This is a genomic window from Streptomyces sp. NPDC055749 (assembly GCF_053617235.1).
Genome location: NZ_JBSHFH010000065.1, coordinates 1 through 21428, shown reverse-complemented (window position 1 = coordinate 21428; position 21428 = coordinate 1). Strand labels below are relative to the sequence as shown.

Genomic DNA, 21428 nt, shown 5'->3' with positions numbered 1-21428 from the left:
GCGAACGGGGTGAACATGTGTGGTGGCGGAGTCACGTGCCGGCCAGGCCGGCGAGCCGGGCCAGCCGTCGCAACGAGTCCACCAGGCCCTCACGGTCGTACGAGCTGGTGGTGACCAGCACTTCGTCCGCCCCGGTCTCCTTGACGACCAGTTCGAGTTCCGCCGCGACCTCGTCCTCCGTGCCCGCCACGTGGCCGCGCAGTCCGCTCTCGTAGAAATCCCGCTCCTTCGCGGTCATCGTCAGCGCCTCGATCCGCTCGGCGGGGGCGAGGGGCGGGAAGGAACCGTGCGTCCGTGAGTACGCCATGGCCCATGCCTCCGGGACCAGCAGCCGCCGGGCCTCCTCCGCCGTTCCGGCGACGGCGACCGTGCCCGCCACGACGACATAGGGGTCCTGCGCCCAGGCGGAGGGCCGGAAGTCCTCGCGGTAGCGCTCGACGGCGCGTACGAGCTTCTCCCGGCCGCGCAGATCGCCGACGACCAGGGGGAGACCGGCCGCGGCGGCGATGGCCGCGCCCTCGCCCGTGGCCAGGACGTACGGCGGTATGCGCAGCCCCTCGGCGGGATGGGCGTGCACCTGCGGGTGGGCGCGCTGGCTGCCGTCCAGCCAGCCGAGCAGCTCGCCGAGCTGTGCGGCGAAGCCGTCGGCGTCCTCCTTGTCACGGCCCAGGGCCCTGCGGATGCCGTCCGTGAAGCCCACCGACCGGCCGAGGCCCATGTCGATCCGCCCCGGGAACAGGGAGGCGAGCACCCCGAACTGCTCCGCCACGACGAGAGGCTGGTGATTGGGCAGCATCACTCCACCGGTGCCCACCCGGATGGTGGAGGTGGCGGCGGCGACGGCCGCCGCCAGCACCGTCGGCGCCGAACCGGCGACGCCGGGCACGCTGTGGTGCTCGGAGACCCAGAAGCGGTGATAGCCGAGCGCCTCGGCCGTGCCGGCCAGCCGTACGGTGTCCCGCAGCGCCTGCGCGCCGTCGTGCCCCTCCCGCGTACGGGAGCGGTCCAGGACGGAGAAACGGGTCTTAGCGATCACAGAGCTCACACACCCTTCAACGTGCGCGCTCCGTCAGGATTCCCGGACACGCCCTACGCTGACCGGCGTGAGAGACGACGCTCGGCCGCTGGCCGTATTCGATCTGGACGGGACGCTCGCGGACACTGCCCACCGGCAGCATTTCCTGGAGGGCGCCCGGCGCGACTGGCAGGGTTTCTTCTCCGCCGCCGTCCACGATCCGCCGTTGGAGGAGGGCATCCGGCTGGCGCTGGCCAGTGCGCAGGAGTGCGAAGTCGTGTATCTGACCGGCCGACCGGAGCGCTGCCGCCGCGACACGCTGGCCTGGCTGGCACGGCAGGGGCTGCCGGAGGGGCGCGTACACATGCGCCGCAACGGCGACCGGCGCCCGGCCCGCCGCACCAAGCTGGAGATCCTGGAGCGACTGGGCCGGGAGCGTGACGTCCGGGTCCTCGTCGACGACGACGAGCTGGTCTGCGACGCGGCCGAGACGGCCGGATTCACGGTGGTACGAGCCCGCTGGGCGGTGCCCTCGCCGGTGATCGAGGACGCCCAGGAACGCGAGGGCCGAACCTGATCGGGAGCCTTCGTCCCAGGTGCCTTTGTCTCAGGCGCCTTCGTCGAGTGTCCTAGGCGCCTTCGTCGAGCCGGAAGCCCACCTTGAGGCCCACCTGGTAATGCGCGATCCGGCCGTTCTCGATATGGCCGCGCACCTGTGTCATCTCGAACCAGTCGAGATTGTGCAACGTTTCCGAAGCCCTGGCGATGCCGTTGCGGATCGCGGCATCGATTCCTTCCTCGGAGGTTCCTACGATTTCGGTGACCCGATACGTGTGATTGGACATCTTATGTCTCCTCTCGTGCCTCCACGTTGCCTCACCTGAGGGCGACGCGCGAGGGATCGGGTCCGGAGATCAGTCGTTGACGGGGTCTTGACCTACCCATTGGTCCATACCAAAATCCAGCCACACGCCCGTGCGAGCGCCGCCCGCAGTCCCCCACACCGGGTCCTGTTTCGTTGTGCCGTTTCGCAGAAGGTGACCTCGTGAAGAACCGCATGCTGGCCGGAGCCGTCGCGCTCGTATCCTCCGTCGTGCTGAGTGGCTGCGGCTTTCTCCCCGGTGCGGGCGGCGACGTCACGGTGACGCTGTGGCTGATGAAGGACAGCGTCTCCCAGGAATTCCTCGACCGCTTCACGGAGTCGTACGAGAGCGATCACCCCTCCGTCCAGCTGGAGTTCAAGATCCAGGAGTGGAGCGGCATCGGCCCCAAGGTCACCGAGGCCCTCGAGAGCGACGACGCGCCGGACGTCATCGAGGTCGGCAACACCCAGGTCGCCCAGTACGCGGAGAGCGGCGGGCTGCGCGACCTCACCCTCGAATCGATGCGCGACCTCGGCAGCGAGGACTGGCTGCCCGGTCTCGCCGAGCCGGGCAGCATCAACGGCATGCAGTACGGAATTCCCTGGTACGCGGCGAACCGCGTGGTGATCTACAACAAGGAACTCTTCGCCCAGGCCGGCATCAAGACACCGCCCAGAACCCGCAGTCAGTGGATCAAGGACACCGAAGAGCTCAGCAGCTACGGCAACCAGGGCATCTATCTCGCGGGCCAGAACTGGTACGTACTCGCCGGGTTCATCTGGGACGAGGGCGGTGAACTCGCCGACGAGAACGGCGGCGACTGGAAGGGCGCACTCGACTCTCCCGCCGCGCTCAAGGGCATGAATTTCTACAAGGAACTCCAGTCCCTCGGCAACGGTCCCAAGGACGCGGACGAGGAGAAGCCCCCGCAGACCGACGTGTTCGCCAAGGGCGACGTCGCCCAGATCATCTCCGTACCGGGCAGCGCCGCCCTGATCGAGCAGAAGAATCCCGAACTCAAGGGGAAACTGGGCTATTTCCCCATTCCGGGCAAGACGGCGAAGGCGCCGGGCTCCGTGTTCACCGGCGGTTCCGACCTGATCGTGCCGGACAAGGCGGATCACCGCAGCGCGGGCATCGACGTCATCAAGGCACTGGCGAGTGCGAAATGGCAGACCGAACTGGCCAGGACCATGAGCTACGTACCGAACAAGCCCGCCCTCGCCCATGTCATCGAAGGGCAGGAGGGCACCGCCGCGATGGCCGAGGGAGCCACCCGGGGCCGGGCCACTCCGAACTCTGCCCAGTGGGCGGCCGTCGAGGCCGACAACCCCATCAAGCCGTACATGACCGCCGTCCTCGAAGGCGGCGACCCGGTCGCGGAGGCCGTCTCGGCATCGGAGCGCATCACGGCGATACTCGCGCGCAGCTGATCCGCAACCCCGGGATTCAGCCGTCGCACATCCCCGCTCTCCGCTGCGGTCACGTCGATTCCAGCCGGTCACGGAAGAAGTAGAGGGCCAGGCCGTCGCGTCAGCGCGACGGTCCGGCAGCCGCACTCGCTGATCCGTCCCCGGAGACTGCCATGACCGCGCTGCCCCTCACCTCCTTCGCCCCCATCCCCAGCTCCATACCCGCCCCCGCACCCATCCCCGCCCCGGAGGCCGCCCCCGCCCCCGCCCCGGCCTACCGGGTGTCCCTCGCCACCGGCCCGGAAGACGTGCGCGCCGCTCAGCGCCTGCGTCACCAGGTGTTCGCCGGAGAGCTCGGCGCCCTGCTCGACAGCCCCGAGCCCGGCCTCGACGTCGACGCGTTCGACGCCTACTGCGACCACCTGCTGGTACGCGAGACCGCCACCGGCGACGTCGTCGCCACCTACCGGCTGCTGCCCCCCGAGCGGGCACGCGCGGCAGGCCGCCTCTACGCGGAGAGCGAGTTCGACCTCGGCAGGCTGGCCCCCATCAGGGACGACCTCGTCGAGGTCGGCCGCTCCTGCGTCCACCCCGCCCACCGGGACGGCGCCGTCATCGCCCTGATCTGGGCCGGACTCGCCCGCTACATGGAGCGCAGCGGCCACAGCTGGCTGGCCGGCTGCTGCTCCATACCCCTTGCCGACGGCGGAGCGCTCGCTGCGTCGAGCTGGGACACGGTACGGGCGAAGAACCTCGCGCCCGAGGACTACTGGGTCACCCCGCACCGCCTCTGGACCCCCACAGGGCCCGCCGGAGCACCCGCTGCCCGCGCCGCCCTGCCGCCGCTGCTCCGCGGCTATCTGCGACTCGGTGCCTGGGTCTGCGGAGCACCGGCCTACGACCCCGACTTCAACGTCGCCGACCTCTACGTCCTGCTGTCGCTGCGCCGCACGGACCCGCGCTATCTGCGCCACTTCCTCTCCCTCGCACCGCTGCGATGAGCGGCTGGCTGCCCGTCGCCCCCTGCACGCCACACACCTGCGCCGGTCACCGGGGTGCGATACGGGGGCCGCTGCCCGCCGCCGTCCTGCTCGTCGCCGGGTGCCTGCTCACCCTGCTCGGGGTGATGTGCGTCCCCGCCGTACTGCTCCTCGGAGCGGCTCACCGTGACCGGCTGATCCGCCTGTGGGCGCACACGGTGGTGCGCGCCTTCGGGGTAAGGGTGCGGGTCACCGGGGAACCGGGGGAGTGGCCGGCGGCCGGGCCGGTGGCGCGGGCGGCGGGCGAACTGGTGGTCGCCAACCACATCTCCTGGCTGGACATTCCGCTCGTGGCGGCCGTGCTCCCCGGCCGGATGCTCGGCAAGCGGGAGATCCGCGGCTGGCCGGTGCTCGGGCCGCTCGCCTCGCTCGGCGGCACGCTCTTCATCGAACGGGAGAGCCTGCGGGCGCTGCCGGACGCCGTGCGCGCCGTGGCGCGGGCGCTGCGGTCCGGGTCCCGGGTGGTGGTGTTCCCGGAGGGCACCACCCGGTGCGGGCGCGGGCCCGGCGGGCGGTTCGGGCCCGCCGTGTTCCAGGCGGCGATCGACGCGGGCGCCACCGTCCGGCCGGTACGCGTCAGCTACCGCGCCACGCGAAAGGGCCCCGTCGGCATCGACGGGGCCCCGACCGGAGTCTGCGGAGACCACTCAGCGGGCCAGCCGGGGCACAGTCACACCGGCCACCCGGGTCACACCGGCGCGGTCGCGTTCGTCGGCGACGATCCCCTGGCCGCGTCCCTCTGGCGCGTGGTGAAGGCCGCCGGGCTCACCGCGGAGATCCACCTGCTCCCGCCGATCCCCGCAGCCCGTGAACCCGGCAGACGCGCCCTCGCCCGCGCCGCTCAGAACGCCGTCGCGAGCGACAGCGCGAAACGGCCCGCCTTGTCCGTCCACCAGTGATCCAGTCGCAGCCCGGCGTCGGCCAGCTCGCTCCGTACTCCCTCCTGGCGGAACTTCGCCGAGACCTCCGTGCGCATCTCCTCGCCGGCGTCGAACGTCACCACCAGGTCCACTTCAGGGATCTTCACCGTGAGCGCCCGGCGGGCCCGCAGCCGCATCTCGATCCATTCCAGGCGCGGGTCCCACACCGCGACATGGTCGAAGTCGGCGAGCGGGAAGTCGGCGCCGAGCTCACGGTTCACGACGGACAGCACGTTCTTGTTGAACGCCGCCGTCACCCCGGCCGCGTCGTCGTACGCCGCGACGAGTGTCGCCTCGTCCTTCACCAGGTCCGTGCCCAGCAGCAGACTGTCGCCGGGGGAGAGCAACTCCCGTACGGAATGGAGAAACTGCTCCCTCTCCTCCGGGAGCAGATTCCCGATCGTCCCGCCCAGGAACGCGACCAGCCGCGGCCCCGGGGTGTCGGGCAGCCGCAGGACGTGGGTGAAGTCCGCGATGAGCGCGTGCACCGAGAGGCCGGGCCGCTCGGCGAGCAGGACGTCGGCCGCGCCCTTCAGCGCGCTCTCGCTGACATCGACGGGTACGTAGGTGTGGAGTCCCGGCAGGGCGTCCAGCAGATGCCGGGTCTTGTCCGACGATCCCGAACCCAGTTCGATCAGGGTCCTGGCGCCCGAGGCCTCCGCGATCTGCGAGGCGCGGTCCACGAGGATCTCGCGCTCGGCGCGCGTCGGGTAGTACTCGGGGAGCCGGGTGATCTCCTCGAACAGCTCGCTGCCGAGCGCGTCGTAGAACCACTTGGGAGGCAGCGTCTTCGGCTGCCGGTTCAGGCCGTTGAGCACGTCGGCGCGCAGCGCCGCGTCCGTCGCGTCCACCGGCAGGGTGCGGGTCAGTTGGAAGGGACTCACGCGGTGGGCTCCTTGAGCGGTGTCAGCAGTACATCGGTGCGGGTCGCGGTCAGCAGGGTGCGGTCGGGGACTTCGCACCACAGCGGATCGTCGTCGTACGGCTCCGAGGCCACCACCGTGCGGCGGCCCGGTTCCGTGAGGTACCAGAGGGTGTCGCCCCACGCGGTCGCCACGATCGTGGAACCGTCGGTGAGCAGCAGATTCAGCCGTGAACCCGGGGCCGACGCCGCGACGTCGAGCACCGTGTCGGCGACGGCCTGCGGTGTGGCGTCGCCCTCCGCGATCCGGTGGCGCACGAGCGCCCAGATCAGTGCCGAGTCGCAGCGGGCGGCCAGGGTGAGCAGCTCGGCGGGGGGCAGCGCGCCGGCCAGCGGGGCGAGGGAGGCGGGCCAGCCCTTCACCGCCCCGTTGTGGCTGAACAGCAGGCCGTCCGCGGCGAACGGCGCCGCAGCCGCCTCGCCGTCCGCGCCCGCCTCGGTGGCGTCACGGACAGCGGCCAGCAGCGCCCTACTGCGGACGACCCGGGCGAGATCCGCGAACGACTCGTCGCCCCAGATCGGACCCTGGCGCCGGTAGCGACCCGGTATCGGGTCGCCGTCCGCGTACCAGCCCACCCCGAAACCGTCCGCGTTGACGGTCCCGTACCTCTGGCGGCGCGGCTCCCAGGACTGGCGCACCAGGGAGTGCCCGGGTGCCACCAGCACCTCTCCCAAGGCCACCGGGACTCCCACGTAGGCAAGATGACGGCACATCAGGCATCCCTCGCCGTGCGGAAGCCGGAGAAGATCTGGCGGCGCACCGGAAGGTCCCAGTTGCGGAACGTACCGCGGCAGGCCACCGCGTCCACGGCGAACGAACCGCCCCGCAGGACCTTGTGCTCCGGGCCGAAGAAGACGTCGGAGTACTCGCGGTACGGGAACGGCGCGAAGCCCGGATACGGGAGGAAGTCGCTCGACGTCCACTCCCACACGTCGCCCATCAGCTGGCCCACACCGAGCGGCGACCGGCCCGCCGGATAGGCGCCCGCCCCGGCCGGGCGGAGATGCCGCTGGCCCAGATTCGCGTGCTCGGGCTTCGGGTCCTCGTCGCCCCACGGGTAGCGCAGCGAGCGCCCCGAGGCCGGGTCGTGGCGCGCCGCCTTCTCCCACTCGATCTCCGTCGGCAGCCGCCTGCCCGCCCAGCGGGCGTACGCGTCCGCCTCGTACCAGCTGACGTGGAGCACCGGCTCGTCCCGCGGCACCGGCTCGGTCACCCCGAAGCGGCGTCGCAGCCACTGTCCGGCGTCCCGGTGCCAGAACAGCGGCGCGGTGAGGCCGTGCTCGTTGACCATGTCCCAGCCCTCCGGAGCCCACCAGCGCCGCTCGGAGTACCCGCCGTCCTCGATGAACCTTTCGTAGTCACCGCAGGTGACCGGAGCGGTGTCGATGAAGAATCCCGCTACCTCCCGCCGGTGCGCGGGCCGTTCGTTGTCCAGCGCCCAGGGGTCGGCCGATGTGCCCATGGTGAACGCACCGGCGGGCACCAGGACTTCCGCGGGCATCCTCGCCGCGTCGGTGGGTGCCGGCGGTTCCGGCGCGGTGAGCGCGGCGGGACCCGACCTCAGCTGATGGGTGATCAGCATCGTCTCGTCGTGCTGCTGTTCGTGCTGGGCGATCATCCCGAAGGCGAAACCCGCCCGCACGAGCGGACGGCCGCCTTCGTGCAGCGGGGCCGCTTCGAGGATGTCCAGAGCCCGGCCGCGTACGTCGGCGGCGTAGGCCCGCGCCTCGGCGGGCGCCAGCAGCGGCAGTGAAGGGCGGCTCGCCCGCGGGTGCTCGAAGGCGTCGTACAGGCCGTCGATCTCCGGGCGCAGCGCCTCACGGCCGCCGACGGCACGCAGCAGCCACAGCTCCTCCTGATTGCCGATGTGCGCCAGGTCCCAGACCAGGGGGGACATCAACGGGGAGTGCTGCGCGGTCAGTTCACCGTCGTCCACGCTGTCGGTGAGGAGAGCGGTGCGCTCGCGGGCCGTGAGAAGCGCGGCGAGCGCGCGCTGCCTGAGCGCTTCGGGGTCCACGTCCACGGTCAGGGACGAGCTGTCCGGGAGGCCCTCGGCGGAGAGGTCGGTCATGAGTGGGTGCCCCTTCCCTGGAGCGGTGCGGACCCGGCGGGTGTGCGGTCGGTCAGGTCGTCGGCCGGACATCGCCCCCGGGCGACGTACCGCTCGTGGAAGTCCGCGACCGTGTCCCGCACGGCCTCGGTCGCCCCGATCCGGGGCAGTGCCTCCAGCGCCGCCTCGAAGCAGACGTTCGCCGCGGCCCGCAGCTCCGGGTCGGTCAGGCCGTCGCGGGCGGCGGCGGTCCACAGCGGATTGCGCGGTGCGGCCAGCGGGCCTGCCGTCTCGGCCAGCGGTTTGACGGTGCGGTACACGGTCTCTGCGGCCTCCGGGTCGTCGAACAGGGCAGTGGTGACGGCGAGCGGCACGAGCCACCCGTCGGCGCCGCTCTGCGCGTCGATCATGCGCAGCTCAAGATGTCCGCGCGGGCGGACCGGCGGAAACAGGGTGGTGATGTGGTAGTCGAGGTCTTCCCGTACCGGTGGCCGGGGCCCGCCACCGCGGATCCAGTCCCGGAAGGTGAGCCCCTCGGGAACCTCCCAGGGGCCGTCCCCGCCCCGGATGCACATCACCGGGGTGTCGAGGGCGTGGGCGCTCCAGGCGTCGCGCGGCGCGAGACGGCCGGGAGGCGCGAGCGAGCGTGCGGGATCGAGATCGGCCCAGAGCGACTGCCGGGTGGAGCGCCAGCCCGTGGGGCGGCCCTGCCGGAACGGCGAATTGGCGAACGAGGCCACCAGCACGGCACCCAGCAGGTGCGCGAGCTGCCAGCGCCGGCCGTACCCGAGCGGCCCCGGTTCCTCCTCTCCGGCGTCCAGACAGACCTGGATGGACGCGGACGTGCACATCATGGCGCGACCGGCCGGGCCCGACCGGTCGAGGGAGCGCTCCATGGCCGCGTAGCGCGGCTCCCGCAGGAGGCGGCGCGGGGGATGCCACGGGTCGACACCGAGGCCGACCGGGACGAGACCGGCCCGCCCGAGCGCGTCGCGCACGGCGGCGAGATCGGTCGCGGTGGCGTCGACGCACTCCATCAGGGAGTCGGCGGGCAGGGAGCTGAGCTCCAGCTGACCGCCGGGTTCGAACGTCAGGGACGCGCTCAGGGGCAGGGCGCGTACGGCGTCGGCAGCCGCGGTGAGCCGTTCCTCGGACACCGCGACATCGGGACGCTCATGGTCGTGAATGAGCCATTCGAGTTCCACGCCGACCTTGCGGGGAGGCCCTGTCTTGAAGCAGATGCAGCGCAGTAAATCCTCCGCCTCGCCCTCACCGAGGGGTACACCGTGCTTCGCCTGGCCGTCTGTGCCGGGGTTTTCCGGGGGCATGTCCGCTCCTCCTGTCCGGGTACGTCCGTACCACCCAAACCCCTTCCGGGAGATCGCACAAGGGTGCCCTCGCAGAGCGTAAATCCGCTTGCGTCCATGCCGGTGGAGCGCCGAGCATGCCCCGTATGCACCACACGGGGGCGCGCCGATGAGCGCGAGACTGCGCGGCATCGCGCGCGATACCGAGGCGATCGTCGAAGCCGGCCGCTACCGCACGTCCGAGGGCCGCGAGGTCAGTATCGAGCGCGCTCTGACCGCCGCGCTCTCCGGCACCCGGCTGTACGGCCCCGAGCCGGTCCCCGTGGCCGCCCTGGACACCGACCGGGTCACCGAGGTCGAGGTGACCGCCGAGAGCAGCCTGCAGGCCGCACACCGGCTGACCAGCGAGGCAAGAGGCAAGGTCGCCGTCCTCACGTACGCATCGGCCCGCAATCCCGGCGGCGGGTACCTGAACGGCGCACAGGCCCAGGAAGAAGCCCTGTGCCGCGGCTCGGCGCTCTACGCCACCCTGCTGAGAGCCCCCGAGTTCTACGCCCACCACCGCGAAGAACGCAGCACCTTCTACACCGACCGGGTGATCCACTCACCCGGCGTTCCGGTGTTCAGGGACGACCGGGGGCGGCTCCTCGACGCCCCGTACACCGTCGGATTCCTCACCTCCCCTGCGCCCAACGCCGGAGTGATCCGCAGCCGGACGCCCGAGGAGGCGGACCGCATCCCGGCCGTGCTCGCGAGCCGCGCCGAACGGGTCCTCGAAGTGGCGGCCGTGCGGGGCTACCGGAGGCTCGTGCTCGGGGCCTGGGGCTGCGGTGTGTTCCGACACGACCCGGTGCAGGTGTCCGGAGCGTTCCATGCGCTGCTCGCCGACGGTGGCCGGTTCTCGGGCCACTTCGAGCAGCTCGTCTTCGCCGTCCTCGACCGCAGCCCGGGCTCCGCCGTCCGTGCGGCGTTCACCCGGACGTTCGCCGGTCAGCTCCAGCCGTAGAGCTCCCGCAGCCGCCCGGCCACGAGGTCGAAGCGCTCGCGGTCCAGCGCGCAGGCCTCCCGTCGCATGCCGTCCTCGTGCACCCGCAGCACCCGGTCCAGATCGACCCAGGACTGACGGCCCGAGCTGTCCCAGGGCCCCGCCCCGAGCGCCACCCACTCCCGGTCCATGTCGTGCTGCTTGCTGGAGAGCTGCACGGCGAGCAGCGTCCCGCGCTCCTCGCGCGCCACCACCAGCACCGGCCGGTCCTTGCCGCGCCCGTCGTTCTCCTCGAACGGCACCCAGGTCCAGACGATCTCGCCGGGGTCGGGATCACGGTCCCGGTTGGGGGCGTACGAGGTGCGGACCGGCCCCGCATCGCGCGGATCGGCCTCCGCCGTGGCGGTCGGACCGTTGCGGCCTGGGAAGTCGGACGAGCTGTCAGTGGTGTGTGTGCCGTGGGGGAACGTCATCCGAACACCGTAGAACCTGTACGGCCCATTCCATGGAGCGGGGCGGCTGAAAGAGCATCAGGCTCGATCCCATGGTCATCGGAGTCCTCGCACATCCCTCCCGTACCCTCGCTCTCACTGTCGCCGGGATCCTCGCAGCGACCCTGCTCCCCACGGCTTCTGCCGTGGCGTCAGCCCCGCTTCCCGTACGCCCACCATCGAACCCTTCCCTTTCAACGCCCGGGTGGGGCCCGGAGTCCGAGCCCGCCGAGCCCCACGCGGGCGGCGGCACCGCCCTGCCGCGCACCGTGTCGGCATGGCTGCCCTACTGGGACCAGGAGGGCGCGTACCAGAACGCGCTGCGCCACTCGGACCAGCTGCACACCGTCAGCCCCTTCTGGTACCAGGCGATTTCGGCCGGCCGGATCGACCCGCACCCGGGCGCGGGCGAGCGCCGCATCATCGACGGGCTGCACCGGGCGGGGGCGAAGGTCGTGCCCACCGTCATGGAGACGATGAAGAAGGGCGCCCTCGCCGCGATCCTCACCGACCCCGCGCAGCGCGAGGAACACGCCGACGCGCTGATGCGCACGGTCGCCACGCGCGACTACGACGGCCTGGATCTGGACTACGAGTCCATCGCCGCGACCGGCGAGAGCACCTACCGCAAGGTCCGCGACGGCTTCACCGCACTCGCCACCGACCTGTGCGCGCGCCTGCACGAACTGCGTAAACAGTGCGTGATCACGGTCTTCCCGAAGACCAGGACCACCGGGCGCATCTGGGACTACGAGGCGATCGGCCGCGTCGCCGACCGCATGCGGATCATGGGCTACAACCTGCACTGGTCGAGCGGCACGCCGGGCCCCATCTCCGACACCGCCTGGTACGACGACATCCTGACCCGCGCCACCGCCCTCGTCCCGGCGGCCAAGCTGGAGATGGGACTGCCCGCCTACGGCTGGGACTGGCCGGCCGATCCCAAGAGCAAGTCCAAGACCGGGCACGTGACGTGGAAGACCGCCGAGGCCCTGCGCCGCAAGGAGGGCGTGCCCTACCAGCTGGACGAGGTCTCCGGAACGCCGCACTTCAGCTACATGAAGGGCAAGGAGCGCCGCGAGGTCTGGTACCAGGACGCCCGGGGAGTCGCCGCACACATGCCGGTGCTGCGCCGCCACGGCGTCCGCAACACCGCGATCTGGGCGCTGAACTTCGAGGACCCCGACGTGTGGCCGGTCCTCGCCCGAGGGTGATCCCGGCCCCCGCAGGCGACGACGGGGTCCAGCAGAACCGGCGGTGTACCGCGGCGCGACGACGTGCGCCGCGTGCACCGGATGTCTAGCGTTTCGGGCATGAGCCATCCGCAGAGTTACGAGATCCTGCTGGTCCCGGAATTCGCCGAGTCGGGCGCCGGGGACCACGAACCGGGAGCCGCCATCCGCTCGGCGGTGGTGGCGGCCACCGGCGAGACCGGGGCGTCGGGCTACCCCCGCTACTCCGGCGACGGCATGGAAGCGGACATCGACCCGGCGACACACACCGTGGAGGCGCTGTTGGTGGACGGCGCGGAAGTCGACTACGGACTCACGGTCCGGATCGCCGAGAAGTCCGGCGACTAGGACCTTTCCGAACGGCACCGCACCCCAGGGGCGGCCGTGCGATCCTGGGCGGGTGACACTTTCGGACCTGGCCCGGCTCCGCCGGGCCCGCGACCAGATGGACCGTGACTACGCGGAGCCGCTCAACGTCCCCGACCTGGCAGAGCGCGCCCACATGTCGCCGGGACACTTCTCCCGCAGTTTCCGCGCCGCGTACGGGGAGACGCCGTACAGCTACCTGATGACCCGCAGGATCGAGCGGGCCAAGGCCCTGCTGCGGCGGGGCGACATGTCGGTGACGGACGTCTGCTTCGCGGTCGGGTGCACATCACTGGGTACGTTCAGCACGCGCTTCACCGAGCTCGTCGGCGAGAGCCCGAGCGCGTACCGGGCACGGCCGCACGATCAGGGTGCGGCCGTCCCGGCCTGTATCGCCAAGATCTACACGCGACCGCTGAGGAACGCGCGGCAGGACAGTCCCTAGGACTGACTCTGCTCCTGGGTCTTCTGCTGCTCCTCGACGGACTTGCGCACCTCGTCCATGTCCAGGTTCCGGGCCTGTCCGATGACATCCTCGAGGGCCGTCTCGGGGAGCGCCCCGGGCTGGGCGAAGACCGCCACGTTGTCCCGGACGATCATCAGCGTCGGAATGGACTGGATCTCGAAAGCCGCCGCCAGCTCCTGCTGGGCCTCCGTGTCGACCTTGGCGAACACCAGGTCGGGATGACGCTCGGAGACCGAGTCGTACACCGGCGCGAACTGCCGACACGGGCCGCACCAGGAAGCCCAGAAGTCGATCAGTACGAAGTCGTTGTCGCTCACGACCTGATCGAAGTTTTCCTTGGTGAGCTCTACGGTGCTCATGCTCTGATACCTCTTCCTGGGCCCGTTCGGACCTGTCGGGCACAACGGTGACTGCGCTTGCGCTATTCCGCCTGCCCATGTGGCCGTGACGCACACCCACGATCACACTGTCCGCATGGCTGAAACCGTGGAGAACGCCGAATACGACGTCGTGGTGATCGGAGCAGGGCCGGTCGGTGAGAACCTGGCGGACCGGGCCAGGGCCGCAGGACTGAGCACGGCCGTCATCGAGTCGGAGCTCATCGGGGGCGAATGCTCGTACTGGGCGTGCATGCCGAGCAAGGCACTGCTCCGTCCGGTCGTCGCGCGAGCGGATGCCCGCCGGGTCCCGGGCCTCAGCGCGGCGGTGCAGGGCCCGCTCGACACCGACGCGGTCCTGGCCCACCGCGACGAGTACGCCTCCCACTGGAAGGACGACGGGCAGGCAGGCTGGCTGGACGGCATCGGCGCGCAGGTCTACCGGGGCGTGGGGCGGCTGACCGGCACCAGGAAGGTTGCCGTCACCACCCCGGACGGCACGGAGCACCGGCTCACCGCCCGGCACGCCGTGGCCCTCTGTACCGGCAGCCGCGCCGTGATCCCGGACCTGCCCGGCGTCGCCGGGGCACGCCCCTGGACCAGCCGCGAGGCGACCAGTGCCAAGGAGGTACCGGGCCGGCTGATCGTGGTGGGCGGTGGCGTCGTCGGCGTCGAGATGGCCACGGTCTGGCAGGCACTCGGCGCCCAGGTGACGATGCTGATCCGCGGGAAGGGACTGCTCCCCAGGATGGAGCCCTTCGCCGGTGAACTGATCGCCGAAGCGCTGACCGAGGCAGGCGCCCGAATCCGTACCGGTATCTCGGCCACCGCGGTGCGGCGGGCCGCACCGGACGGTCCGGTCACCGTGGAGCTGGACAACGGCGAACACCTGGAGGCCGACGAGATCCTCTTCGCCACCGGCCGCGCGCCGCGCACCGACGACCTCGGTCTCGAAACGGTGGGCATGGAACCCGGCTCCTGGCTCGACGTCGACGACAGCTGCCGGGTTCTGGGAAGCACCTGGCTCTACGCGGTCGGTGACGCCAACCACCGTGCGCTGCTGACACATCAGGGCAAGTACCAGGCCCGTATCGCGGGAGCCGCGATCGCCGCCCGCGCCCAGGACGTCCCCCTGCTGGAGACCGACCGCTGGGGCGCCCACGCGGCCACCGCGGACCACGCGGCCGTCCCCCAGGTCGTCTTCACCGACCCGGAGGCAGCCTCGGTCGGCCTCACGCTCAGAGAGGCGGAGGAGGCGGGCCACCGAGTCCGGGCGGTCGACCACGACCTCGCCTCGGTCGCCGGCTCCGGGCTGTACGCGCAGGACTACCGGGGCCGCGCCCGCATGATCGTGGACCTGGACCGGGAGATCCTCCTCGGCGTCACGTTCGTCGGTCCCGGCATCGGAGAGCTGCTCCACTCCGCGACCGTCGCGGTCGCCGGAGAGGTCCCGATCGACCGTTTGTGGCACGCGGTCCCGGCGTACCCGACGATCAGCGAGATCTGGCTGAGGCTGCTGGAGACGTACCGCGGCTGAGCACGGCCGACGCAGGGCGTTGTCAGTGGGGTCGGATACCTTCGGCCCCATGACGACTCCCGAGACGACTTCAGCCGACAACCACCACGTCATCCAGGTGCGTGGGGCACGTGAGAACAACCTCGCCGACGTATCGCTGGACATTCCCAAGCGTCGGCTCACGGTGTTCACCGGCGTCTCCGGGTCCGGGAAGTCCTCGCTCGTCTTCGGCACCATCGCCGCCGAGTCCCAGCGGCTGATCAACGAGACGTACACCGCGTTCGTCCAGTCGTTCATGCCGAGTCTCGGACGGCCCGATGTCGACGCGCTGCACAATCTCAGTGCCGCGATCGTGGTGGACCAGGAGCGGATGGGGGCCAACTCGCGCTCCACCGTCGGCACCGCCACCGACGCCTACACCATGCTGCGGATCATCTTCTCGCGCCTCGGCACACCCCACATCGGTACGTCGGGGGCCTTCAGCTTCAACCTGCCGGAGGGCATGTGCCCGCGGTGCGAGGGAGCCGGTCAGGTGTCGGACATCGACATCGACCAGTTGGTCGACCGGGAGAAGTCGCTGAACGAGGGTGCCATCACCGTTCCCAACTTCGCGGTGGACTCCTGGTACTGGCAGATCATGGCCCACTCCGGTTTCTACGACCCGGACAAGAAGCTCAAGGACTTCACCGAGCAGGAGTGGGCGGACTTCCTCCACAAGCCGCAGCTCAAGGTGAAGGTGGGAAGCAACAACTTCACCTACGAGGGCCTCGTCCTCAAGGTTCAGCGGACCATGCTCAGCAAGGACCGTGACGCCATGCAGTCCCACATCCGGGCGTTCGTCGACCGGGCCGTGGTCTTCCAGGGCTGCCCCGACTGCGGAGGGACGCGCCTGACGGCCGCCGCTCTGTCGTCCAGGATCGACGGGGTGAACATCGCGGAGTGCTCCGCCATGCAGATCAGCGACCTCGCCACGTTCGTACGGGGCATCGACGACCCGGGTGTGGCGCCCCTGCTCGCCGGTCTGAAGGATCTGCTGGACTCCCTCGTCGAGATCGGCCTCGGCTATCTCTCCCTGGACCGGCCCGCGGGCACGCTCTCCGGCGGTGAGGCGCAACGGGTGAAGATGGTGCGGCACCTCGGCTCCAGCCTGACGGACGTCACCTATGTCTTCGACGAGCCGACGATCGGCCTCCACCCCCACGACATCCAGCGGATGAACGCACTGCTGCTGCGCCTGCGCGACAAGGGGAACACCGTGCTCGTCGTCGAGCACAAGCCCGAGGTGATCGCGATCGCCGACCATGTCGTCGACCTGGGACCGGGCGCGGGCACGGACGGCGGGCACATCTGCTTCAGCGGCGATGTACCCGCCCTGCGCGCCTCCGGCACCCTGACCGGGCGGCACCTCGAACACCGGGCGCGGCTGCGGGAGAAGGTACGCGAACCGCAGGGTCACCTGTCCATCAAGGGCGCGGACCTGCACAACCTCCAGGACGTGAGCGTCGACATCCCGCTCGGCGTGCTGACCGTCGTCACAGGCGTCGCCGGGTCGGGCAAGAGCTCGCTCATCCACGGCAGCCTGCCCGCGCGTCCGGGCGTGGTGGTCGCGGACCAGTCGCCCATCCGCGGCTCGCGGCGCTCGAATCCGGCGACGTACACGGGCCTGCTCAACCCGATCCGTACAGCTTTCGCCAAGGCGAACGGGGTCAAGCCGGCTCTCTTCAGCGCCAATTCGGAGGGCGCCTGCCCCAAGTGCAACGGCCTCGGGCTCATCTACACCGATCTCGCCATGATGGCGGGCGTGGCATCGGTGTGCGAGGAGTGCGAAGGCAAGCGGTTCACCGCCGAGGTGCTCACGTACACCCTGCACGGCAGGAACATCAGCGAGGTGCTGGGAATGTCGGTGGCGGAGGCCCACGACTTCTTCGTCTCCGGTCAGGCACGCACCATCCTCGGGCGGCTGCGTGACGTGGGGCTCGGCTACCTGCGGCTCGGCCAGCCGCTCAACACCCTCTCGGGCGGGGAGCGCCAGCGTCTCAAGCTCGCCATCCACATGGCCGAGAAGGCGGCGACGTACGTGCTCGACGAGCCGACCACCGGGCTGCACATGGCCGACGTGGACCAGTTGCTCGCGCTGCTGGACCGGCTGGTGGACGCGGGCAACACCGTGATCGTCATCGAGCACCACCAGGCGGTGATGGCCCACGCGGACTGGCTCGTCGACCTCGGGCCGGGGGCCGGGCACGACGGTGGCCGAGTGGTCTTCGAGGGGACGCCCGCGGGCCTGGTCGCCGAAGGGGACACGCTCACGGCCCGGCACCTGCGGGAGTACGTCGCGGTCTGAGTCAGAGGTGTTACGGCCGATATCGCAAGGGATGATCGGCCGGCACCTCGGTCAGCACGATGCGATGGCCGTCCGGATCGGCGATCCACATCTCGATCAGCCCCCAGGGCTCCCGCAGCGGCGGGCGCAGCACCTGTACGCCGTGGGGCACCAGCTCCTCGTGGGCGGCCTCGCAGTCGGCGACCTGCAGCCAGAGCCGGAGCGTCGCGGTCGGCGGTTCGTCCGACCTTCCGGACACCTCGAGATGGCCGCCACCGAGAAAGTAGACCGTCCCGCGCTCCGGGCCCGTACCGAACTCGCGGTACACGGCGAGGCCGAGGGCCTCCCCGTAGAAGTCCCGCGAGATCTGTGGGTCACGGGGCGTCAGCAACACCCGGCTGCTCAGCACATGCACCATGAACGCGAGCCTACGCCGTCGTCCGCGCCCGACCCGAACGTCGGCAGACGGAGATCACCGGCGTGGCGGCAGTCACTCATGAGACGGTGGATTCGAACGAACCTCGCACCTGTGGAACAGATTCACGCCTCGGCCGACAGATCGGGAAACGTGTCAATGAGTCCTCTGAGCGACCCGGCCCCGCACGCCGCGCGAGGAGCGGGCCGGCTCCTCGCCGTGAGCGATCTGCATGTCGGAGTCGCCGACAACCGGCCGATCGTCGAGTCGCTGCACCCGACGTCCGACGAGGACTGGCTCATCGTCGCGGGCGACGTGGCCGAGCAGGTGGCGGACGTGGCGTGGGCGCTGGAACTGCTCGCGGGGAGATTCGCCCACGTCGTGTGGACTCCGGGCAACCATGAACTGTGGACGACGGACAAGGACGCCGTGGCCCTGCGGGGCGAGGCACGGTACGACCACCTCGTCGAGGTGTGCCGAAGTCTCGGTGTCTCCACGCCCGAGGACCCGTACCCCCACTGGCCGGGGCCGGACGGACCGGTGGCGATCGCGCCCGTCTTCGTCCTGTACGACTACAGCTTCCGGACCCCGGAGGCGAGGACCAAGGAGGAGTCCCTGGCTCGTGCGCACGCGGCGGGCATCGTGTGCACCGACGAGTTCGTGCTGCACCCCGACCCGTACCCGAGCCGCGACGACTGGTGCCGGGCCCGGGTCGCGCAGACCGAACAGCGGCTCGCAGCGCACGATCCGGACGTCCCCCTCGTGATCGCCGGACACTGGCCTCTGGTGCGGGAGCCCACATCGGTCATGTGGCATCCGGAGTTCGCCCAGTGGTGCGGCACCGAGCTGACGGCCGACTGGCACCGCAGGTTCAACGTGGCAGCGGTGGTGTACGGCCACCTCCACATTCCCCGTACGACCTGGTACGACGGGGTGCGCTTCGAAGAGGTCTCGATCGGCTATCCCCGGGAGTGGCGCCAACGAGGCCATCCACTGGGGCTGTTGCGGCAGATCCTGCCCTACGAGGAACGCCCGGCCACGTCGGCCGAAGCGCACACGAACGGCCAGGAGAGTCCGGCCACCACCGGGCAGGGGGAGGCGTCGTGATCGAACGGCTCCTCCCTCCCTGCGTGGCCACCGCGGAGACCTGTGACGAGGACGCGCCGGCCGGAACCCTGTTCCCCGAGGAAGAGGCACTGGTGGCCACGAGCGTGGCCAAACGGCGGCACGAATTCGCCGCGGCCCGCGCCTGCGCACGCAAGGCGATGGCGGTTTTCGGCCTGCCGCCCGCTCCCGTGCTGCGCGGTCACCGCGGAATGCCGCTGTGGCCCACCGGATACGTCGGCAGCATGACGCACTGCGACGGGTACCGCGCGGCAGCGCTGGCGAAGACGGAGGACCTTCGTGGGCTCGGCGTCGACGCCGAGCCCAACGCACCGCTTCCGTCCGGCATCTGGGAGATCGTCTCGCTTCCCGAGGAACGTGAACGGCTCCTGTCGCACGGCGCAACCGTGGACATCCACTGGGACCGGCTGCTGTTCAGCGCCAAGGAGAGCGTGTTCAAGACGTGGTTCCCGCTCACCCGGACCGAGCTCGACTTCAGCGAGGCGGACGTCACGTTCCGCCGCACTTCCACGAGGGCGAGCGAAGGCACCTTCACCGCGGCGCTGTTGCGGACCGCACCCGGAATTCCCCTGACTCTCAAGGGGAGTTGGCTGGTTCACGACGGCATCGCGGCCACGGCGGTCACTCTCCCCGCCTGAACGCCTCCGGGCTCAACAGCCCTCAGCGTCAGTGGCCAAGGGGTCGACCACACGTCAGATTCCAGCGTCCCTGGCGACCGCTGAGCTCGGTAAGGGCCAGCGGAGCGACGTCGAGGCGCCAGAACGCCGCAGCGGGCAGCCCCAGTCCATGGACGATCGCCGCTCGCACGACGGCGGGCTCGACGACGCCGAGCACCCGGCCGCCCCTGCCCTCCTCCAGGCCGTCGAGCCAGCCGCCGACCCGGGCGGCCAGCTCCGACAACGACTCGCCACCATGCGGAGCGGCGGACGGATCGGACAGCCAGGCCGCCACCGCCTCGGGCTCGCTGTCGCCCACTTCGGACAGCCGCCTCCCGCGCCACCGCCCCATGTCCCAGTCCGCGAGAAGGGGGTCGGGCAGGGGCACGAGGCCGAGGGCCTCGGCGGTCCGCAGGCACCGCTCGGATGCGCCGCTCACGTACAGGTCCGCGTTCGGTACTCCCCCCGCAGCGGCACTGGCACGGCGTACTCCGGCCTCGTCGAGGGGAGCGTCCCCTTCGAACCGGGCCTCTCGCAGAGCCGCGTTCATCGCGGGCGAGACCAACATCACCCGTACCGTCAAAATGCTCTCCACTTCCTGAACGTCGCCTGAACGGCACGCCACTTGCGGCGTTCGGGGGCCCACCGCCACTCCGATTGCACCATGGCGGTGCTCAGCCGCAGGCGGTATGGTCACGTCGACCATGACGACGGTGTGACGGAAGCCGGTGAAAATCCGGCACGGTCGCGCCACTGTGAACTCGTACCTGTACGGGAAGTCAGACCCGGCACTGTCGTCTCAGGCACCACGATCGGGACGCGTGTTCCCACAGGAGGTTCTGCCATGGCACAGTCTGCTGCCGCCGTAACCGGCGCACCCGCCATCACTCCCATCTCGCTGAAGGCCCTTGCACCTTGGGCGGCGTTCTTCGGCGTTCTCATGCTCGTCCTGCTGTACTTCGTCGGCGCCGAGCAGGGTGCCACCTCGCTCATCGCGGGCGAAGGTGTCCACGAGTGGGTCCACGACGGCCGGCATCTGCTCGGTTTCCCCTGCCACTGAGAAACCGATACGCAGGGGACTTTCGTGAACTCCATATCTGTAAGAGCGCTACTCGTCCGCGGCATGCTGGCGGGTCTCGTCGCGGGCGCGCTGGCCCTCGTTGTCGCCTACTTCCTCGGCGAGTCCCAGGTGGACGCCGCCATCGCGCTGGAAGAGGCTCACCAGCATGATCACGGCGGCGGCGAGGAACTCGTCAGCCGCACCATGCAGGCCACCGGTGGCCTCGCCACCGGCATCCTGGTGTTCGGCGTGGCGGTCGGCGGCATCGCCGCACTCGTCTTCTGTTACGCACTCGGCCGCATCGGCGACTTCGGCCCGCGGGCCACGGCCGCCTTCGTTGCCGGTGGCGCGCTGCTGACGGTGTACGTCGTGCCGTTCCTGAAGTACCCGGCGAATCCGCCGGCCGTCGGCAATCCCGACACCATCGGACAGCGCACCGGCCTGTTCTTCCTGATGGTCGCGCTGAGTGTTCTGCTGGCCGTCGCCGCCGTCATCCTCGGCAAACGGCTCGCACCCCGCCTGGGCAACTGGAACGCGACGATCGCCGCGATCGCGGGCTTCGTCTTCCTCATCGGGCTCGCCTACGCCTTCCTGCCCTCGTTCAACGAGGTCGGCAAGGACTTCCCGGCCACTCTGCTCTGGCAGTTCCGGCTGTCCACCCTCGCCATCCAGGCGACGCTGTGGGCCGGCTTCGGTCTTGTCTTCGGCTACCTGACCGAACGCCTGCTGGAGCCGAAAGCGGACAGCTCACGCGCGGGCACGGGAGCGGAGTCCCGGACGGTGGGGGCGGTTGGCTGAACGGTCGCGGTGACCGGCCCGCCGGTCCCACGGCACCCTGACCGACCCATCCGATCCACTACGCGACCCGCCGGGCACTGCCCGGCGG

Annotated in this window: 24 protein-coding genes and 1 riboswitch; of the genes, 14 read left to right on the top strand and 10 right to left on the bottom strand. The window is 70.6% G+C overall.

Going from position 1 to position 21428, the window contains the following annotated elements:
* Window positions 1-31 precede the first annotated feature (31 nt).
* Window positions 32-1045, bottom strand: a complete 1014-nt coding sequence (locus tag ACWGO0_RS32835; protein ID WP_453543429.1) for an MsnO8 family LLM class oxidoreductase — start codon at window positions 1043-1045, stop codon at window positions 32-34.
* Window positions 1046-1103: 58 nt separating this feature from the next.
* On the opposite strand from ACWGO0_RS32835, the gene ACWGO0_RS32830 reads away from it, so the two are divergent.
* Entirely contained in the window at window positions 1104-1592 is a 489-nt protein-coding gene (locus ACWGO0_RS32830) for a phosphatase domain-containing protein (RefSeq protein WP_453543427.1), read from the top strand.
* A 52-nt stretch (window positions 1593-1644) separates the two neighbouring features.
* On the opposite strand, the gene ACWGO0_RS32825 is transcribed toward ACWGO0_RS32830, so the two are convergent.
* Entirely contained in the window at window positions 1645-1860 is a 216-nt protein-coding gene (locus ACWGO0_RS32825; protein WP_453543425.1) for a dodecin, read from the bottom strand.
* 200 nt (window positions 1861-2060) lie between these two features.
* Here ACWGO0_RS32825 and ACWGO0_RS32820 point away from each other — a divergent pair, with 200 nt between their 5' ends.
* The 3 genes from ACWGO0_RS32820 (at window position 2061) to ACWGO0_RS32810 (ending at window position 5229) form a co-directional block, all read left to right on the top strand.
* Window positions 2061-3311 carry an extracellular solute-binding protein gene (locus ACWGO0_RS32820; RefSeq protein ID WP_453543423.1) on the top strand — a complete coding sequence of 417 codons (1251 nt, stop codon included), beginning with the start codon at window positions 2061-2063 and terminating at the stop codon, window positions 3309-3311.
* A 152-nt stretch (window positions 3312-3463) separates the two neighbouring features.
* The gene (locus ACWGO0_RS32815) at window positions 3464-4291 is read left to right on the top strand and encodes a GNAT family N-acetyltransferase (protein ID WP_453543421.1); all 828 of its coding nucleotides are present in this window, start codon (window positions 3464-3466) and stop codon (window positions 4289-4291) included.
* Window positions 4288-5229 carry a lysophospholipid acyltransferase family protein gene (locus tag ACWGO0_RS32810; RefSeq protein ID WP_453543419.1) on the top strand — a complete coding sequence of 314 codons (942 nt, stop codon included), beginning with the start codon at window positions 4288-4290 and terminating at the stop codon, window positions 5227-5229. Before ACWGO0_RS32815 ends, ACWGO0_RS32810 begins: the two co-directional genes overlap by 4 nt.
* On the opposite strand, the gene egtD is transcribed toward ACWGO0_RS32810, so the two are convergent.
* From egtD to egtA, 4 genes are read right to left on the bottom strand one after another with little or no spacing between them, the layout of a single operon-like run.
* Window positions 5172-6134: an L-histidine N(alpha)-methyltransferase gene (egtD, locus tag ACWGO0_RS32805; protein WP_453543417.1), complete on the bottom strand. Its 963-nt coding sequence runs from the start codon at window positions 6132-6134 to the stop codon at window positions 5172-5174. The two genes, ACWGO0_RS32810 and egtD, sit on opposite strands and share 58 nt — an antisense overlap.
* A complete protein-coding gene (gene egtC, locus ACWGO0_RS32800; protein WP_453543415.1) occupies window positions 6131-6886 on the bottom strand; it encodes an ergothioneine biosynthesis protein EgtC in 756 nt (251 codons plus the stop codon). Before egtC ends, egtD begins: the two co-directional genes overlap by 4 nt.
* Window positions 6886-8244 (bottom strand): ergothioneine biosynthesis protein EgtB, encoded by a 1359-nt coding sequence (gene egtB, locus ACWGO0_RS32795; RefSeq protein WP_453543413.1) that lies wholly within the window; start codon window positions 8242-8244, stop codon window positions 6886-6888. Before egtB ends, egtC begins: the two co-directional genes overlap by 1 nt.
* Complete coding sequence (gene egtA / locus ACWGO0_RS32790; protein ID WP_453543411.1) at window positions 8241-9551, bottom strand: ergothioneine biosynthesis glutamate--cysteine ligase EgtA; 1311 nt, start codon at window positions 9549-9551, stop codon at window positions 8241-8243. The genes egtB and egtA overlap by 4 nt, the downstream gene beginning before the upstream one ends.
* 148 nt (window positions 9552-9699) lie before the next feature.
* On the opposite strand from egtA, the gene ACWGO0_RS32785 reads away from it, so the two are divergent.
* On the top strand, window positions 9700-10536 hold the full coding sequence (locus ACWGO0_RS32785) for a TIGR02452 family protein (protein ID WP_453543409.1): 837 nt from the start codon (window positions 9700-9702) through the stop codon (window positions 10534-10536).
* Here ACWGO0_RS32785 and ACWGO0_RS32780 read toward each other — a convergent pair.
* Window positions 10521-10988, bottom strand: a complete 468-nt coding sequence (locus tag ACWGO0_RS32780; protein WP_453543407.1) for a type II toxin-antitoxin system PemK/MazF family toxin — start codon at window positions 10986-10988, stop codon at window positions 10521-10523. The two genes, ACWGO0_RS32785 and ACWGO0_RS32780, sit on opposite strands and share 16 nt — an antisense overlap.
* A 287-nt stretch (window positions 10989-11275) precedes the next feature.
* Here ACWGO0_RS32780 and ACWGO0_RS32775 point away from each other — a divergent pair, with 287 nt between their 5' ends.
* The 3 genes from ACWGO0_RS32775 to ACWGO0_RS32765 all read left to right on the top strand — a co-directional run bounded on the left by ACWGO0_RS32775 (window position 11276) and on the right by ACWGO0_RS32765 (window position 13049).
* Window positions 11276-12220, top strand: coding sequence for a glycosyl hydrolase family 18 protein (locus ACWGO0_RS32775; RefSeq protein ID WP_453543405.1), 945 nt, complete (start codon window positions 11276-11278; stop codon window positions 12218-12220).
* 99 nt (window positions 12221-12319) lie between these two features.
* Window positions 12320-12586, top strand: a complete 267-nt coding sequence (locus ACWGO0_RS32770; protein ID WP_453543403.1) for a hypothetical protein — start codon at window positions 12320-12322, stop codon at window positions 12584-12586.
* Between the two features lie 52 nt (window positions 12587-12638).
* Window positions 12639-13049, top strand: coding sequence for a helix-turn-helix transcriptional regulator (locus tag ACWGO0_RS32765; RefSeq protein ID WP_453543401.1), 411 nt, complete (start codon window positions 12639-12641; stop codon window positions 13047-13049).
* Here the strand turns inward: ACWGO0_RS32765 and trxA are convergent.
* Window positions 13046-13429 carry a thioredoxin gene (gene trxA, locus ACWGO0_RS32760; protein WP_453543399.1) on the bottom strand — a complete coding sequence of 128 codons (384 nt, stop codon included), beginning with the start codon at window positions 13427-13429 and terminating at the stop codon, window positions 13046-13048. The genes ACWGO0_RS32765 and trxA overlap by 4 nt on opposite strands.
* A 115-nt stretch (window positions 13430-13544) precedes the next feature.
* Between trxA and ACWGO0_RS32755 the strand changes: the two genes are divergently transcribed.
* Together ACWGO0_RS32755 and ACWGO0_RS32750 are read left to right on the top strand one after the other, a co-directional pair.
* A complete protein-coding gene (locus tag ACWGO0_RS32755) occupies window positions 13545-14984 on the top strand; it encodes a dihydrolipoyl dehydrogenase family protein (RefSeq protein WP_453543397.1) in 1440 nt (479 codons plus the stop codon).
* A 49-nt stretch (window positions 14985-15033) separates the two neighbouring features.
* Window positions 15034-17307: an ATP-binding cassette domain-containing protein gene (locus ACWGO0_RS32750; RefSeq protein WP_453543395.1), complete on the top strand. Its 2274-nt coding sequence runs from the start codon at window positions 15034-15036 to the stop codon at window positions 17305-17307.
* A 10-nt stretch (window positions 17308-17317) separates the two neighbouring features.
* Here ACWGO0_RS32750 and ACWGO0_RS32745 read toward each other — a convergent pair whose 3' ends face one another.
* Complete coding sequence (locus ACWGO0_RS32745; protein WP_453543393.1) at window positions 17318-17704, bottom strand: VOC family protein; 387 nt, start codon at window positions 17702-17704, stop codon at window positions 17318-17320.
* Window positions 17705-17860: 156 nt separating this feature from the next.
* Between ACWGO0_RS32745 and ACWGO0_RS32740 the strand changes: the two genes are divergently transcribed.
* On the top strand, window positions 17861-18808 hold the full coding sequence (locus ACWGO0_RS32740; RefSeq protein ID WP_453543391.1) for a metallophosphoesterase family protein: 948 nt from the start codon (window positions 17861-17863) through the stop codon (window positions 18806-18808).
* Window positions 18805-19464 carry a 4'-phosphopantetheinyl transferase family protein gene (locus tag ACWGO0_RS32735; protein WP_453543389.1) on the top strand — a complete coding sequence of 220 codons (660 nt, stop codon included), beginning with the start codon at window positions 18805-18807 and terminating at the stop codon, window positions 19462-19464. The genes ACWGO0_RS32740 and ACWGO0_RS32735 overlap by 4 nt, the downstream gene beginning before the upstream one ends.
* Window positions 19465-19492: 28 nt before the next feature.
* Here ACWGO0_RS32735 and ACWGO0_RS32730 read toward each other — a convergent pair whose 3' ends face one another.
* Window positions 19493-20050: a histidine phosphatase family protein gene (locus tag ACWGO0_RS32730; RefSeq protein WP_453543387.1), complete on the bottom strand. Its 558-nt coding sequence runs from the start codon at window positions 20048-20050 to the stop codon at window positions 19493-19495.
* A gap of 125 nt (window positions 20051-20175) precedes the next feature.
* A riboswitch (adenosylcobalamin (AdoCbl) riboswitch) is annotated at window positions 20176-20323 on the top strand.
* Between the two features lie 3 nt (window positions 20324-20326).
* Between ACWGO0_RS32730 and ACWGO0_RS32725 the strand changes: the two genes are divergently transcribed.
* On the top strand, window positions 20327-20542 hold the full coding sequence (locus tag ACWGO0_RS32725; RefSeq protein ID WP_453543385.1) for a CbtB domain-containing protein: 216 nt from the start codon (window positions 20327-20329) through the stop codon (window positions 20540-20542).
* A gap of 24 nt (window positions 20543-20566) precedes the next feature.
* Window positions 20567-21340 (top strand): CbtA family protein, encoded by a 774-nt coding sequence (locus tag ACWGO0_RS32720; RefSeq protein ID WP_453543383.1) that lies wholly within the window; start codon window positions 20567-20569, stop codon window positions 21338-21340.
* Window positions 21341-21428: the final 88 nt, after the last annotated feature.